Origin of the sequence: Mycobacterium attenuatum, assembly GCF_900566085.1 — a bacterium.
Lineage (GTDB): Bacteria > Actinomycetota > Actinomycetes > Mycobacteriales > Mycobacteriaceae > Mycobacterium > Mycobacterium attenuatum.
In genome coordinates, this window is record NZ_UPHT01000132.1 from 1 (window position 1) to 15,029 (window position 15,029).

Annotated in this window: 12 protein-coding genes; 4 read left to right on the forward strand and 8 right to left on the reverse strand. The window is 64.7% G+C overall.

All coding sequences use genetic code 11. The annotated features are described in order from the left end of the window. From EET13_RS21180 to EET13_RS32605, 8 genes are all read right to left on the reverse strand, one after another. A partial coding sequence (locus EET13_RS21180) for an ABC transporter family substrate-binding protein (RefSeq protein WP_136623212.1) occupies positions 1-1,401 on the reverse strand: 1,401 nt, incomplete at its 3' end. 103 nt (positions 1,402-1,504) lie between these two features. Further along, positions 1,505-3,379 (reverse strand): translational GTPase TypA, encoded by a 1,875-nt coding sequence (typA, locus tag EET13_RS21185; RefSeq protein WP_036402156.1) that lies wholly within the window; start codon positions 3,377-3,379, stop codon positions 1,505-1,507. Positions 3,380-3,564: 185 nt separating this feature from the next. Further along, entirely contained in the window at positions 3,565-4,296 is a 732-nt protein-coding gene (gene narI / locus EET13_RS21190; protein WP_036401550.1) for a respiratory nitrate reductase subunit gamma, read from the reverse strand. Beyond that, positions 4,289-4,951, reverse strand: a complete 663-nt coding sequence (narJ, locus tag EET13_RS21195; protein WP_036401553.1) for a nitrate reductase molybdenum cofactor assembly chaperone — start codon at positions 4,949-4,951, stop codon at positions 4,289-4,291. The genes narI and narJ overlap by 8 nt, the downstream gene beginning before the upstream one ends. Next, the gene (narH, locus tag EET13_RS21200; protein WP_122444119.1) at positions 4,948-6,537 is read right to left on the reverse strand and encodes a nitrate reductase subunit beta; all 1,590 of its coding nucleotides are present in this window, start codon (positions 6,535-6,537) and stop codon (positions 4,948-4,950) included. Before narH ends, narJ begins: the two co-directional genes overlap by 4 nt. 31 nt (positions 6,538-6,568) lie before the next feature. Further along, positions 6,569-10,282 carry a nitrate reductase subunit alpha gene (locus EET13_RS21205; RefSeq protein ID WP_122444120.1) on the reverse strand — a complete coding sequence of 1,238 codons (3,714 nt, stop codon included), beginning with the start codon at positions 10,280-10,282 and terminating at the stop codon, positions 6,569-6,571. A gap of 290 nt (positions 10,283-10,572) precedes the next feature. Then, complete coding sequence (locus tag EET13_RS21210) at positions 10,573-10,959, reverse strand: (deoxy)nucleoside triphosphate pyrophosphohydrolase (RefSeq protein WP_036401555.1); 387 nt, start codon at positions 10,957-10,959, stop codon at positions 10,573-10,575. After that, complete coding sequence (locus EET13_RS32605; RefSeq protein WP_122444121.1) at positions 10,889-11,290, reverse strand: DUF3761 domain-containing protein; 402 nt, start codon at positions 11,288-11,290, stop codon at positions 10,889-10,891. Before EET13_RS32605 ends, EET13_RS21210 begins: the two co-directional genes overlap by 71 nt. 135 nt (positions 11,291-11,425) lie before the next feature. On the opposite strand from EET13_RS32605, the gene EET13_RS21220 reads away from it, so the two are divergent. From EET13_RS21220 to EET13_RS21235, 4 genes are all read left to right on the forward strand, one after another. Continuing rightward, complete coding sequence (locus tag EET13_RS21220) at positions 11,426-11,710, forward strand: 4a-hydroxytetrahydrobiopterin dehydratase (RefSeq protein ID WP_122444122.1); 285 nt, start codon at positions 11,426-11,428, stop codon at positions 11,708-11,710. 1,093 nt (positions 11,711-12,803) lie between these two features. Beyond that, positions 12,804-13,613, forward strand: coding sequence for a hypothetical protein (locus tag EET13_RS21225; protein WP_136623213.1), 810 nt, complete (start codon positions 12,804-12,806; stop codon positions 13,611-13,613). Between the two features lie 148 nt (positions 13,614-13,761). Then, positions 13,762-14,727: a glycine-rich domain-containing protein gene (locus EET13_RS21230; RefSeq protein ID WP_136623214.1), complete on the forward strand. Its 966-nt coding sequence runs from the start codon at positions 13,762-13,764 to the stop codon at positions 14,725-14,727. Positions 14,728-14,883: 156 nt separating this feature from the next. Beyond that, a partial coding sequence (locus tag EET13_RS21235; RefSeq protein WP_122444125.1) for a PPE domain-containing protein occupies positions 14,884-15,029 on the forward strand: 146 nt, incomplete at its 3' end.

Sequence of the window (15,029 nt, forward strand, 5' to 3'; positions counted from 1 at the left end):
ATCCCGGTAAAGGATCACCGGATCCAACGCCAGCACCGTCGCATCGATCCCGACGTTGCGCAACTGGTCGGCCGCGGTGTTGGCGACGGCCACCGAGGTCGGGTCGTTGGCCGCCACCCCGATAACCAGCGACAGCTGTTTGCCGTCCTTGCTGATGCGGCCCCGGATTACTTCCGGCGGCCCGGTGCTCACCGGCGTGGTGGTCGAACCCGGTTCCGACGGCGTGGTCGACGCCGATGTGTTGCTTTCGATCTCGTATCCGGATGCGGCCAGCAGCCCCAATGCGGCGGTGGTCGTCATCGCCGGCGGCGCGGTCGGCACATATCCCGGGTCGCTGGGCGAGCGGATCTGCGCCTGGGCCAGCGTGACGGTGTTGTCGCTGCCAGCGCCCACAGCGGCCAGCAGGTCGACGTCGAGCAAACCCAGAAGTGCCTTGCGAACCTGGCTGTCGGCCAGCTTGGGCACGTTTGCCCGCAGCGTCAGCTGCATGACCCGCGGTGTCACGATACGCGCAGTCCGCACGTCGGGAATGGCCGACAACTGAGCGAACGCCGCCGAACCGCCATGCACCTGAGCCACCTGCGTGTCGCCGTTACGCACCGAATCGGCCAACGCCGCCGGTGCCCCGGCCCGCCGGAAGAGAATCAAGGCCGGTTTGGCCGGCGGGCCCCAATACCGGTCATTGCGGGCGATCAGGATCTCGTCGCGCTGCGGGTCGATGTTCTCCACCCGGAACTGCCCGCCGGTGACGGGCAGCGCCCGCGCCAGTCCCGCGGCGAAACCGCCCGGCACGTCCTTGACGATGTGGGCCGGCAACAGGTTGTTGAACAACTCCCGCCAGGCCGGATAGGGCTGCGCGAACGTCACGACGGCCTGCTTGCCGCCTTCGAGCGATTGCACGCCGGTGATCAGGTCATAGCCGGCCGGGTCGACGACGCCCGGCTGGCTGACCATCTGCCGCCACAGGTACCAGAAGTCGTCGGCCGCGATGGGCGCGTTGTCGGTCCATTGCGCCTCGGGGCGGATCTTGTAGGTCACTGTGAAGGGGTTTTCGCTGGTGACGTCGGCCGACACCAGCAATGTCGGATCCATCTCCCAGCGCGAACCCGTCGGCAAGCTGGCATCGGGTACCGGTCGGAAGGCGCTAGGCAGCACCAGCGCGCTGATCGCCGCGTTCACCGGCGACAAATCCGAGAGCAGATGCGGGTTGAACCCGGCACCGATCGAGTCGATGCCCATGATGATCTGAGTGGGATGCGGCGGCGGCGGCGGTGTGACGTGCGTGGTATCCGTGCTCTGGGGCGCCGGCGGCGGGCTCACCGTGCAACCGGACAGCGCCAAACCCAATGTCGAGATCAGCACGCCGACCGTCACAATGACATGACGGGCTCGGCGCAGCACAAGCCCCAGCGTATCGAGGTGACCTACGACGGGGACGTCACGGCGAGAAACCAGGCCGGACTTCGCAGTGGCGTCACGCTCGCGCGAGCCGGGCGAACCCAAGCTAACCCCGGGCCTTTGCCCGCGCCCGGCTGCGGGCGCGGGAGGTGGCATCCAGCTCGACCTTGCGCACCCGCACGACTTCGGGGGTCACCTCGACGCATTCGTCGGGCGCACAGAACTCCATGGCCCGTTCCAGGTCGAGTTCGAGCGGCTTGGCCAGCGTCTCGATGACGTCGGCGGTCGACGACCGCATGTTGGTCAGCTTCTTCTCCCGGGTGACGTTGATGTCGAGGTCCTCCGGACGGGGGTTGATCCCGACGACCATGCCCTCGTAAGTGTCCTGGCCGGGCTCGACGAAGAACTGGCCCCGGTCGGCGAGTTGCAGCAACGCGAACGGCGTAATAGTGCCGGACCGGTCGGATACCAACGATCCGGTGTGTCGCGCCCGGATGTCCCCCGCCCACGGTCCGTACCCGTCGAACACAGCGTGTGCAACGCCGGTGCCGCGGGTCTCGGTGAGAAAGTCGGTGCGCCACCCGATCAGGCCCCGGCTGGGCACCACGAAATCCATCCGCACCCAGCCGGTGGTGTGATTGGCCATATCGACCATGCGGCCCTTGCGGGCGGCCATCAATTGGGTGACCGCGCCGACGTATTCCTCCGGGCAGTCGACGGTCATCGCCTCGAACGGCTCGTGCAGCTTGCCGTCGATGGTCTTGGTCACCACTTGCGGCTTGCCCACGGTCAGTTCGAAGCCCTCGCGGCGCATCTGCTCGACCAGCACGGCCAGCGCCAGCTCGCCGCGGCCCTGCACCTCCCAGGCGTCCGGTGCGCCGATGTCGAGGACCCGGATCGACACGTTGCCCACCAACTCGGCGTCCAGCCGGTTACGGACCATGCGGGCGGTGAGCTTGTGGCCGGGCACCTTGCCGGCCAGCGGCGAGGTGTTGGTGCCGATCGTGACCGAGATGGCCGGCTCATCGACGGTGATCCTGGGCAGCGCGACGGGGTTCGCCAGATCGGCCAGCGTGTCGCCGATCATGATCTCCGGCAGGCCGGCGACGGCGACGATATCGCCGGCGACGGCCTCGTCGGTGGGATTGCGTTCCACGCCGGTGGTAGCCAGCAATTCGGTGATCTTGGCGGTCGCGGCGCCATTCTCGCGCAGCCAGGCGACCTGCTGGCCCTTGCGGATGCGTCCGTTGTAGATGCGGATCAGCGCCAGCCGGCCCAGGAATGTCGAGGCGTCCAGGTTGGTCACCAAGGCCTGCAACGGCGCATCCGGGTCGCCTTTCGGCGGCGGCACGTGCTCGTCGAGGACCTCGAACAGCGGATCGAGGTTGTCGCCGTCGGGAATCTGGCCGTCGAGCGGCTGGGTGGTGCTGGCCACCCCGGCGCGTCCGGATGCGAACAGCGTGGGTAGGCCCAGCGCGTGCTCGGCTGCTGCGGCTGCTTCGTCGTCGAGATCGCTGGCCACGTCCAGCAATAGGTCGTGACTGGCCTCGACGACCTCGGCGATGCGCGCGTCCGGCCGGTCGGTCTTGTTGACGACGAGGATCACCGGTAAGTGCGCGGCCAGCGCCTTGCGCAGCACGAAGCGGGTCTGGGGCAACGGGCCCTCGGACGCGTCGACCAGCAGCAGCACCCCGTCCACCATGGACAACCCGCGCTCCACCTCGCCGCCGAAGTCGGCGTGCCCAGGAGTGTCGATGACATTGATCACTGTGACGGTGCCGTCGGCGTTGTGGCGGTGCACCGCGGTGTTCTTGGCCAGGATGGTGATGCCTTTTTCCCGTTCCAGGTCGCCGGTGTCCATCACGCGTTCCTGCAGCCCACCGCGTTCGGCCAGCGCCCCGGATTGCCGCAGCATCGCATCGACCAACGTGGTTTTGCCGTGGTCGACGTGCGCGACGATGGCGACATTGCGGAATGGCACGTCGGTGATTGTGGCAGCCCGGTGGCCGGTTCGCGAAAACCAGCGTCCCACCCCGTCTCGAAGGCCGTCCCAAGGCCGTCTCGTACATCGACTCTGCGTACAGCGCTACCGCGGGGGGCTTGGCGGCGCGCTCGGCGCAGTCTCGGCGCACGGGGCGCCGCCTCGGCGCGCCCTGGAGGACGGCCCTACCAGCCGCGACGGGGCGGCGCCGAACCGACCAACTGGCCGGATGCGGCCACGTCGCGGCTGCGGTAGACGATGTAGGGCCGGAACAGGTAGGCGATCGGCGCGCTCAGGACGTGCACCAACCGGGTGAACGGCCACAGCGTGAACAGCACCATCCCGATCAGGGCATGCAACTGATAGTCCAGCGGTGCGTTGATCATCACTTCGCCGTGCGGCTGGAAGAGCCAGATCCGCCGGAACCACATGCCCACGGTGTAGCGGTAGTGGAACTCGCCGCCATGCGGGCCCGTGCCGATCAGGTCGCAGTAGAGGCCTACCACGATCGCAAGCACCAGAACCACATACATCACCTTGTCGCTGCGGGTGGTGGCCGCCGACACCGCCGGGCGGGTAAACCGCCGGTAGATCAGCAGCCCGACCCCGACCAGCGTGGCAAAGCCCGCGATGGATCCGGCGATGACGGCTTGGAGATGATAGACGTAGTCGCTGACATGCAGCGCCTTGGTCACCCGCGGCGGGATGAACAATCCCATCACGTGCCCGGCGAACACCGCCAGGATTCCGAAGTGGAAGATCGGGCTGGCGATGCTCAGCAGCCGCGACTCGTAGATCTGCGAAGAGCGTGAGGTCCAGCCGAATTTGTCGTAACGATATCGCCACCACAGTCCGACCACCAAGACCGCCAGCGTGACGTAAGGAGTGATGTCCCAGAACAATACATTGCTAAACATCGGGCGCCCTTTCTTCGCGTCGAGGCGGCACGGTCAAGGTAAACGGTTGCAGCCCAACGGCTTCCGCGGGAGGACCGGCTTCTGCCAGACGTTGCGCCCGGCGCACTTCCTGGTCGGTGGCCGCCGGCAGCGTCTCGCACACCGCCGCCACCGTGTGCTCATACGGCGACGCGGCGTCGGCCAACGCGGACCGCAGCACGTCGATCGGAACGCGGTGCTCGGTCAACAACCGGCGTCCCGCCCCGGGTGCGACGGTCGCCGCGAACTCGAGCACCACGGACAGGTGGTCCGGCGCCTCGCTGCGTGGCGGCTCCACACCGGCCTCCCGGTAGGCGGTGGCGAAGGCCAGCATCTCCCGCCCGCGGTTGCGGGTATCCCCCGCCGTCCAGTACGTCAGGTACATGGTGGCGCGCCGCCGCATGTCGAACGTGGCGACGTAGTCCATGGCGGCGGCCATCGGCTCGGCGGTCCGCAGTGCCGCAACTGTGCGTCCGAGCAGCTCGGCGACGGTTCCGTCCAGGTGTGCCAGCAGGCTTTCGACGGTATCCAGACGCTCGGTCAGCCCGTCGTCGGGGTAGGCCAGCAGCAACGACGCGGCCTGCCAGACCAGCCGATCGTGCAGCGCGGGTTCGCGGTTTCGGGAGCGCAGTTTCATGGCTGCTGCTTTTCTGGGAACATCCCGACCGGTGGTTGGTCGCCGTCCCAGGTCAGCAGGTCTACCTGGGTCGAACGCTGTTGGGCATGGAATGTCTCCACGGAGACGGGCACCGGCCCGCCGTCTTCGTACATGCCCGGGCCGCCGTCGCCGGTCAGCGAGCAGCCCATCTGCTCCAGCTCGCGCGCCTGCGGGCTGAACGCGGTCGGAATGACGTAGCGCTCTTCGTATTTCGCGATGGCCAGCAGTCGATACATTTCGTAGATCTGCTCTTCGGTCATCCCGACCGACTCCGGGATGTGGGGTTGGGTCTCCCGGCCGAGGTTAATGTCGCGCATGTAGGAACGCATCGCCGCCAGCCGGCGCAACACGCCCTCGACCACGGCGGTGTCGCCCGCGGTGAACAGTTCGGCCAGGTACTGCATCGGGATGCGCAGCGCCTCCAGCGCGCCGAACAGATTGCCCAGTTCCTCGCCGTCGTGACCGTCACGGCTGACCGCGTCGACCACCGGCGACAGCGGCGGGATGTACCAGACCATCGGCATCGTCCGGTACTCCGGATGCAGCGGCAGCGCCACCTGGTAGGTGTTGATCAGCGCATACACCGGCGAGCGCTGCGCGGCCTCGATCCACTCCTGCGAGATACCTTCCGCGCGGGCACCGGCGATCACCTCAGGATCGTTGGGATTCAGCAGGATTCGTCGCTGCGCCTCGTAGAGATCGGTGTCGTTTTCCACCGATGCGGCCTGCAGCACCTGGTCGACGTCGTAGAGCACCAGGCCCAGGTAGCGCAGCCGTCCCACGCAGGTCTCCGAGCAGATGGTCGGCAGGCCGACCTCCATCCGCGGATAGCACAGGGTGCACTTCTCGGCCTTGCCGGTCTTGTGGTTGAAATACACCTTCTTGTAAGGACATCCGGACACACACATGCGCCAGCCGCGACAGCGGTCCTGATCGACCAGCACGATGCCGTCCTCGCTGCGCTTGTACATGGCCCCCGACGGGCACGACGCCACGCACGACGGGTTCAGGCAGTGCTCGCAGATCCGCGGCAGATAGAACATGAAGGTCTCTTCCAGCTTCAGCCGGACCTCGTCACTGACCTTCTTCAATATCGGGTCTTCGGAAAGGATTTCCGGCGACCCCGCCAGATTGTCGTCCCAGTTCGGTCCCCAGGACACCTTCATCGGTTTGCCACTGATCAGGCTTTTCGGTGCGGCTGTCGGGAACGTGTCGCCGGCGGGTGCGCTGGTCAGGTTTTCGTAGTCGTACGTCCACGGCTCGTAGTACTCGTCGATGGTGGGCAGCTTGGGGTTGGCGAAGATCCGCAACAGCTTGTGAATGCGTCCGCCGTCACGCAGCCGCAACCGGCCCTTCTTGTCGCGTACCCAGCCGCCGCCCCAACGCTCCTGGTCCTCGTAGGTGCGCGGATAACCTTGGCCCGGACGGGTTTCGACGTTGTTGAACCACACGTACTCGGTGCCGGCACGGTTGGTCCAGGCCTGCTTGCAGGTGACCGAACAGGTGTGGCAGCCGATGCACTTGTCGAGGTTCATCACCATGGCCAGCTGCGCCATGACTTTCATTGTCTCGCTCCGCGAGCGTCGCTGGGGCCTCTCATTGGTAGCGCACCTCCTGGCTGCGTCGCCGTACCACGGTCACCTCGTCGCGCTGGTTGCCGGTGGGGCCCAGGTAGTTGAACGCGAACGCATGCTGACCGTAACCACCGGCCAAGTGGCTGGGCTTGATCCGGATCCGGGTGAGGGCATTGTGGTTACCGCCGCGCTTGTTGTTGGTCTCGGTGCGCGGCGTGTCGACGGTGCGCTCCTGGACGTGGTAGACGAACACCACGCCGTCGGGGATCCGGTGTGACACGATGGCCCGGCACACGTAGATGCCGTTGGCATTGACCGCCTCGACCCAATCATTGTCGCGCACTTGAATTTTCGCTGCATCTCCCGGGCTCATCCACATGGTGGGGCCGCCGCGGGACAACGACAGCATGTACAGGTTGTCCTGGTAGGTGGAATGGAACGACCATTTCGAGTGCGGTGTCAAATACCGCACGGTGAGGCCGATTTCGTTACCGGATCGGGAGCTTAGCTCGGGATGGCCGAACAGTCGCGCCATGTCCAGTGGCGGACGGAAGACCGGCAGATGTTCGCCGAGTTCCTCGATCCAATCGTGGGCCAGGTAGAAATGCATCCGCCCGGTCAGCGTGTGGAACGGTTTGAGGTTCTCGATGTTGATGGTGAACGGCGCATAACGCCGCCCGCCCGTTTCGCTGCCCGACCACTCCGGGCTGGTGATCACCGGGACCGGACGCGCCTGGGTATCGGCGTAGCTGATGCGGCGGTCTTCGCTGCCCTCGGCCAGATGCGCCAGCCGCTGGCCGGTCCGTTTCTCCAGCTCGCGGAAGCCCTCGACGGCCAGGCGGCCATTGGTTGTCCCGGACAGCAGCAGCAGTACATCGGCCATCCGCGCCGCGGTGGTGATCGCCGGACGCCCTTCTGCCGCACCGGAATTCAGCACGCCGAATCTGGCTGCGAGTTCCTGAACCTCCTGGAACGGGTGCACCGTCACACCCTTGGTGGTCAGGCCGAACTTTTCGACGAGCGGACCCAGCGTCACCCACTTGTCGTAGATCGCGGTGTAGTCGCGCTCTACCACGGTGATCTTGCCCATGGTGCGTCCCGGCACCGGCGTCGCGCCGGTATGCAGCCAGTCGTTTTCCGCACCGCCGGGAAACGCCATCGCATCCGCGGTGTCGTGCTGCAGTGCGGTGAGCACCACGTCGCTGCGGGTGCCCAGATGACCCTTGGCCATGGCGCTGAAGGCCCGGGCGATCGCAGCGAAAGCGTCGAAATCCGAGCGGGTTTCCCAGGGCGGATCGGTCGCGGCACTGAATGCGTGCACATATGGGTGCATGTCGGTGCTGGAGATGTCGGCCTTCTCGTACCAAGTGGCTGCCGGCAGCACCACATCGGATACCAGCGTGGTAGAGGTCATCCGGAAGTCGATCGACATCATCAGGTCGAGCTTGCCTTCCGGAATATCCCCGTCGCAGGCCACGTCGACGGGCCGTATCCCGTCGCGCGGCGGCGCTGCCTGCACGTTGGAATCGGTTCCCAGCAGATGGCGCAGGAAATACTCGCCGCCCTTACCCGACGAGCCGATCAGGTTGGCGCGCCAGACCGTCAGCACTCGTGGCCAGTTGACGGGGTTGTCCGGATCGGTCACGGCGAGTTTGAGTTTGCGCTGTGCCAATTGCTGGGCCACATATTCACCGGCGTCGCGACCCGCCTCGTGCGCCTCGTCGGCGAGGTCCAGACTGGATCGGTCGAACTGCGGGTAATACGGGCTCCAGCCCATTGCCACCGCCAAGGCCAGCACGTCCATGGTGTGCTTGTCAGTGAAGCGGCCCCGGCCCACCGGGCTGGCCAGCTTGTCGGCTCCATATCCGTCGTAGCGCCATTGGTCGGCGTGCGCGTACCAGTACGAGGCGCCGGGGACCTGACGCGGCGGGCGTACCCAGTCGGTGGCCATCGACATCGTCTGAAACCCGGTGAGCGGCCGAATCTTTTCCTGACCGACGTAGTGTGCCCAGCCGCCGCCGTTGCGTCCCATCGAGCCGGTCAGCATCAACAGTGCCAGCACCGCACGGTAGATGGCGTCGCCATGGAACCAGTGACAGATGCCGCCGCCCATGATGATCATCGAACGGCCGCCGGATTCCTCTGCGCTGCGGGCGAATTCGCGGGCGACCCGAATGGCCTGGGCGGCCGACACCCCGGTGATCGGCTCCTGCCAGGCCGGGGTGTTGGGTTGGGTGGGATCGTCGTAGCCGGTGGGCCATTGGCCGGGCAGGCCCGCGCGCGCCACGCCGTAGTGGGCCAGCATCAGGTCGAAAACCGTGCACACCAGGTGTTTACCGATCCGGCGCACCGGCACGCCGCGTGCCACCGTCGCGCCTTCGCCGTTGACCGTGTCGAAGCTGGGCAGGTGCACCAGCGCGGTGCGGCGATCCCCGTTGGTGGCTTCTGCGCCCTGCACGCTGAGCGCCGGCAGCAGATCACCGAGATCGAGGTTCCACTTCCCGACGCCGTCCTCGCCGAAGCGGAATCCCAGCGAGCCGTGCGGCACGACGACGGTGCCGGTTGTCTCGTCCAGCACCGCGGGCTTGAGCGCCGCGTTCTCGGAGTTGTTGTGGGCCTCGCCCAGATCTGCCGCCGTGAGGTTCTTGCCCGGCACCAGCATCTCGCCACGTTGTTCCAGCTTGATCAGGAACGGCAGGTCGGTGTAGCGACGCGCGAAGTCGACGAAAAACGGAACCTGTTTTTGCACATAGCATTCCGAGAGGATGACATGTCCCATCGCCATCGCCAGCGCCCCGTCGGTACCGGCCGCACAGGGCATCCACTCGTCGGCGAACTTGGTGTTGTCGGCGTAGTCGGGGCTGACGGTGACCACTTTGGTGCCGCGGTAGCGGGCCTCGGCCATCCAGTGCGCATCCGGGGTCCGGGTGATAGGCACGTTGGAGCCCCACATCATCAGATAGGCCGCGTCCCACCAGTCCCCGGATTCGGGCACATCGGTCTGGTCGCCGAACACCTGCGGGGAAGCCACCGGCAGGTCGGCGTACCAGTCGTAGAACGAGGTCATGGGCGCGCCGATCAGCTCGAAGAACCGCGAGCCGGCGGCATAGGACACCATCGACATCGCCGGGATCGGCGAGAAACCGGCAACCCGGTCCGGGCCGTAGGTCTTGATGGTGTGCACGTGAGCCGCGGCAATCAACTCGGTGGCTTCGGCCCAGCTGACCCGGACCAGCCCGCCCTTGCCCCGGGCCTGCTGATAGCGGCGACGGCGCTGCGGATCGGCCTGGATGTCGGCCCACGCCAGCACCGGGTCGCCGAGCCGGGCCTTGGCCTCGCGGTACATCTCGAGCAGCACGCCGCGGGCATACGGGTAGCGAAGCCGGGTCGGGGCATAGCTGTACCAGGAGAACGATGCGCCCCGGGGACAGCCGCGGGGTTCGTACTCGGGGCGGTCCGGGCCGACCGACGGATAGTCGGTCTGCTGGGTTTCCCAGGTGATGATGCCGTCTTTGACGTAGATCTTCCACGAGCAGGATCCGGTGCAGTTGACGCCGTGCGTCGAGCGGACCACCTTGTCGTGACTCCACCGGTCACGGTAGAAAACGTCAGCCTCTCGCCCGCCGCGCCGGGTTACCGTGCGCAGATCAGCAGAGAATTCCCCCGGGGTGAAGAAGCGTCCGCTGCGCTCCAGCAGCTCCTCGAGCGCTCCGCCGACGTGAGGTGTGATGGTCAACAGTGACCCTCCTTGTCATGGACGACCAGGCGCGGGGCCGTAGCCAGTCGATCGCGCTCGCGGAACAGGCGAAGCCGGCGCGTGGCCCATCATCGTCGGCTCGCGCGGTGTGTTGGCTGAAATTCGCGTCAACATCGGCATAGCAGCCGGCCACTGACGTCCAGCGGACCGCCGCGATCGCTACCGGCATGCAAATCCCAGGTTAGTGGTTTGTCACGTCCTTCTTCCAGTGGACGGCGGCGACCTTGAGCAGGCCTGGACGTTAGCTGAAAGGCGGCTGTGGAACCGGGTCAGAGCGCCTTGGCGAGATCGGGAATCCAGCCGCGGTCGGCCGGCACCCAGTTCAGAGCGTGCAGTTGCTCCGCCGTCACCCAGCGCAGCGCGCGGTGGTCGCGCGCATCCGGTTTGCCGCCAAGGAGCCGGACCCGGTAGGCCCGCAGTATTACGGTGTCGCCCAACGGAATGTCGTCGCCCAAGCGATCACCCACGGCGATGTCGTCGAGCCCGAGCTCCTCGGCCAGTTCCCGCGCCAGTGCGGCGCGCTCGGTTTCGCCGGTGGCCACCTTGCCGCCGGGAAGCTCCCAGCGCCCGGCCAGCTCCGGCGGCCTAGCCCGTTGCGCCACCAGGACCGTCGAGCCACAGATGATGGCTCCCGCCACGACGATCTGCGTCGGCATGGGCAATGACGGTATACCGTCGCGGGCCTGCCGCTGGATCCCAGTGTCCCGACGAGAAGCTGCATGGACACCATTGGCCGACTCCACCGTGACCGGAGCAGGTGCCGTTGCGGTGCTGGCTGTGCGAATGCGAGCCGTCCCGGCAGATTGCGGTGACGTCATCGTTCGAGCTGTCCGGACGCAGGACGCAGGCACCGCTCGAATTCTGATAGCTGCCCGGCGGGCACATCCCGGCGGCTGACACGGTGGACGCGTGCGACGCGTGCGTGACCAGGCCGGCGCCGGCCGTTCCCGCGACAACGGCCATCACGACTGCTAACGAGCGAAACATGCGGGCCCCCAAACACTTAACGTCCTAGGTGTCCTGTAGCTGACAGAGCTGGCCCGATGCCGAGACCATACCGGGTGGCCAGGCCCCCCGTGGCCGGTTTGGAGAGATTCGATGCGACCGGGGTACCGTCGCGATATGGCTGTGTTAACGGATGAGCAAGTAGACGCCGCACTACCCGGCCTCGACGGCTGGGAGCGCGCCGAAGGTGCCCTGCGCCGGTCCGTCAAGTTTCCGGCGTTCCTCGACGGCATCGACGCGGTGCGCCGGGTGGCCGAGCACGCGGAACGCAAGAATCATCATCCCGATATCGATATCCGCTGGCGGACGGTAACTTTCGCGTTGGTAACACACTCCGAAGGCGGAATTACCCAAAACGATGTCGATATGGCCCGCGATATCAATGGGATCATCGGGAATTAGCCACCCGTCGTGGTCCAATTGGCTGTAGCCGAGTGGCTATCGGGGTGGGCCAAGGCCGCGAGCACAGCCCATATCGCTCGTGATCGATTCGGCCAGCACGATGTTGACGTTCATGTCATAGTCAATCAACAACGCCGACCAACCCGCCGGTGACCGTCGCGCCGCACGATCTCCGACGCGAACCGGCGTCGGCAGCAGCCGTAGCGGTCGCACAATTGCCGCCGAACTTTTCAGTCGAGCGCCAGCGCCTCAGGGTGATATCGCAACAGAAGCGCAAACCCGTTATCCGGCAGGCAGATCGAGCCAAACATCAGTGCTATCAAGCCCTCAGCGATCAGCTTTGGCACCTCGGATGGCGACCGCGCTTCAGAGTTGAATCGCCGCCCGCGCTCGAACGCGGCAGCGCATTGCCCACTCGGGCAAGCTCTTTGGCCGCCGGCCTCGAGTTCCGTCGCCGGCCCTGGCCGCCGATCAACGCCTGGCGCCGCCACCGGAAAGGTTGATTGAGCGATCCCCGTTTGGATACCAAATGGAGCGACCGGTTCCCCCGAGCGCAACCGCGAAAAGTTAGCCTACAGACCGCGTCCGCTACCCACGGGGCATGCGAATGTGCTGATCACTCCATATCTCATTCACCCCGAATGCCGTGCCCCCATTCCGCGGACAGCCCACGTCGACCGGCATCCGGTCACTCCCGGCTCGTCTCGATAACTTGTGCTTATTGACTCATCGAAAATATTGATTGGTAGCCGATGAACGTTTCCTCTATCTTTCCCGATGAAAAGCAAGCCTTGTGCCACCGACGCGTTTGACACCGAGGACTGCAAGTGACTTTGAGCCGCGTTGTTGCTTCACCTGACGGCCGGCTTACAAGCGGTGCCCGAAGTTATGGTGAGGGGACCACAGCGGCGAAGGAGTAAATGGCCAGTTTCCACGAATAGGGACGGCGGCCCTACCGGTGCTGCCTCTCAGATGGCCTTTATAACGGCGATGACGACGTCACGCCGCACGGAGCCAGAATTTGCTACGTAGATCGCATTTGATTCGATAATGCACCTGATCGAAATTGCCCTCGAAAAGGAAAGGTATTGTCTTGGCCGGACCGGACGCACCCACGTCTACGGTGAACGTCGACACTGCCGAAGCTGACTCGCCCCGCCCCTCGACCCGGGCGGCCCGGGTGCGACGCGGCACGCAGGGTGCGGCGGCCACGCTGGGTGCACTGGCTCTGGCCAGCGGAGTGACCGCGGCCATCGACGCGATTGGCAGCAGCACTCAGTTCAACGCCGGGATCAATGCCGGCAGGCTCGCCATCACCTTGACAGCCCATGGCGGACTCAAGCTCGACACGTGTTCGAATAGCAATTCCGGCTACACCGAAAATAGTGGTGACAGCAACAGTTCAACCACATCCAACAATACTCAAGATTTCGGCAACAGCGCAACGAATTCCGACAACACTCAGATATTGACTACTTCTAATAGCGATCAGATTTTCAGCGACAGCACGACCACTTCCGGCAACGTCGAGATTTTCCGCGGCGGCTCAGGTACTTTCGATAATGGTCAGTTGGATTTGCCTCCGGGATATGATGTTCCGACCGAACAAACTTCGTCTACACCGCCAGGTTTTTCGAGCAGCGGCGTATTTTGGGTCGAGGACCGTGAAATCAAGCAGATTTATGGTATCGATAAGTATTTTGGCGACAATTATGACGACCAATATAGCAACGACAAGTTAGATATCAGTGATTACGAGCCGAACGGCGCCAATGACTACGATCCGAACTCCGAGATGGGAAAACATCATTCTAATGACAACATCGATGACAACGATATCGATCCGCAGGAATGGCTTCGAAAGCTAATGACGCCAAACGACGATGATTATTATCCATATTGACAATCCGCGTATGTGAGTGCCGCGACCCATAACGTACGCGAAGAGCTGGCGGCTTGCGTACGTGGGGGCCTCGTGCGACTCGGCTGCGGCCAACTCGGCGCGGCAGGACGCCCCGCTTCGGCGCTTCACTCGCACGCGGTCCACGGTGATGCGAATTCCGCTCACATTGACGGGTGAGTTCGCCATCGGCGTCGTTTACCGCCCAAATGATCGAGAGGGACTACCACGATCGTCATTCGATGACGTGCGTCTCAACAAAGATTTTTTCGGACTATCCTCGAGGATTCATCTCTTGCCCATGTCTCAATCACTCCATTCGCCACTGCCGACGCAGGGTGTTTCCCGCTTGACGGAAGAAGCTGGTGTCGGGGCCGCACCGGGTGGTCACGTACTCAGCGGCCGCCTGCGCCGGGCGTTGGGGTTTGAGGCGCCCTACGTGCTTGATCGGCTGCTTAGCGACCGGGTCGTGGACACTCGGGCTCAGGCACAGGAAATGTTCAGCGAAACCAAGAAATATCTGGTCCTGTGTGAGCTGAGTCCTGACACGGCTATCGGCATGTACTCCGGATTGGTCGATGCGGCTTGGCATGCGTTTGTCTTGTTCACCGCGGAATACATCGAGTACTGCCAGCGGTTTTTCGGCCGCTATGTTGGCCACGCCCCCACGATCGCCGAGCCCAGACCCTCATCCGGTTCTAGGAGCAGGAAGCCGGTGGCTGCCGCCGTAAACGCGGATAGGCGCGGGGACAGCCGGGGCCCGGTCCGGAAGAAGTCCAGTTTCGATGATTTCCGCCACCGCTATGAAGCAGTGTTCCAGCAAACGCTGCCAGATATCTGGTACGACGAGCGTTGCATCAGTCTGAATCGCAGGATGATCCGCGATGACAGACAAGGCTCGCTGAGCCTGACCCGCCATGACGGTCACGTCGAGCTCTGCCGCCCGGACGGCTCGAGCCTTGTCTGCGTCAACGAGTTAGCCGATGCCGCTCTGCAATTCATCCTTGCCACCGGTGTGTTCTACGTCCGCGAATTACCCGGCGGACTCACCGACGAGGAAAAAGTCGGCCTCATCCAGGCGCTGACGCACTGCGGCACACTCAAAATTGCTACCTGACATGATGTTTGGCAAAGCAAGCCGCCGCCGCGGCGGCGGGGTAAAGACGCCAAGCCGCAACGTCTTTCATCGACTACCCCGAAGCGCATCAGCAATCAGTCGCTGCGCCCAGCGAGCCCACCCAGCTGACGATATCCCTCAACCAGGCATGGAGTGATGGTGTTTGATTTTGCGATGTTACCGCCAGAGGTCAATTCGGCCCGGATGTATACCGGTCCGGGATCGAGTTCGCTGCGGGCCGCCGCGGCCAGCTGGCAACTACTGGCAGCCGAACTGCGCTCCGCGGCCAGCATGTACCGATC

Coding starts and splice junctions, on each gene's coding strand:
- narI (WP_036401550.1), bottom strand. CDS start 4,296: ATGTTTAGCAATGTATTGTTCTGGGACATCACTCCTTACGTCACGCTG.
- narJ (WP_036401553.1), bottom strand. CDS start 4,951: ATGAAACTGCGCTCCCGAAACCGCGAACCCGCGCTGCACGATCGGCTG.
- narH (WP_122444119.1), bottom strand. CDS start 6,537: ATGAAAGTCATGGCGCAGCTGGCCATGGTGATGAACCTCGACAAGTGC.
- EET13_RS21210 (WP_036401555.1), bottom strand. CDS start 10,959: ATGCCGACGCAGATCGTCGTGGCGGGAGCCATCATCTGTGGCTCGACG.
- EET13_RS32605 (WP_122444121.1), bottom strand. CDS start 11,290: ATGTTTCGCTCGTTAGCAGTCGTGATGGCCGTTGTCGCGGGAACGGCC.
- EET13_RS21220 (WP_122444122.1), top strand. CDS start 11,426: ATGGCTGTGTTAACGGATGAGCAAGTAGACGCCGCACTACCCGGCCTC.
- EET13_RS21230 (WP_136623214.1), top strand. CDS start 13,762: ATGCGAATTCCGCTCACATTGACGGGTGAGTTCGCCATCGGCGTCGTT.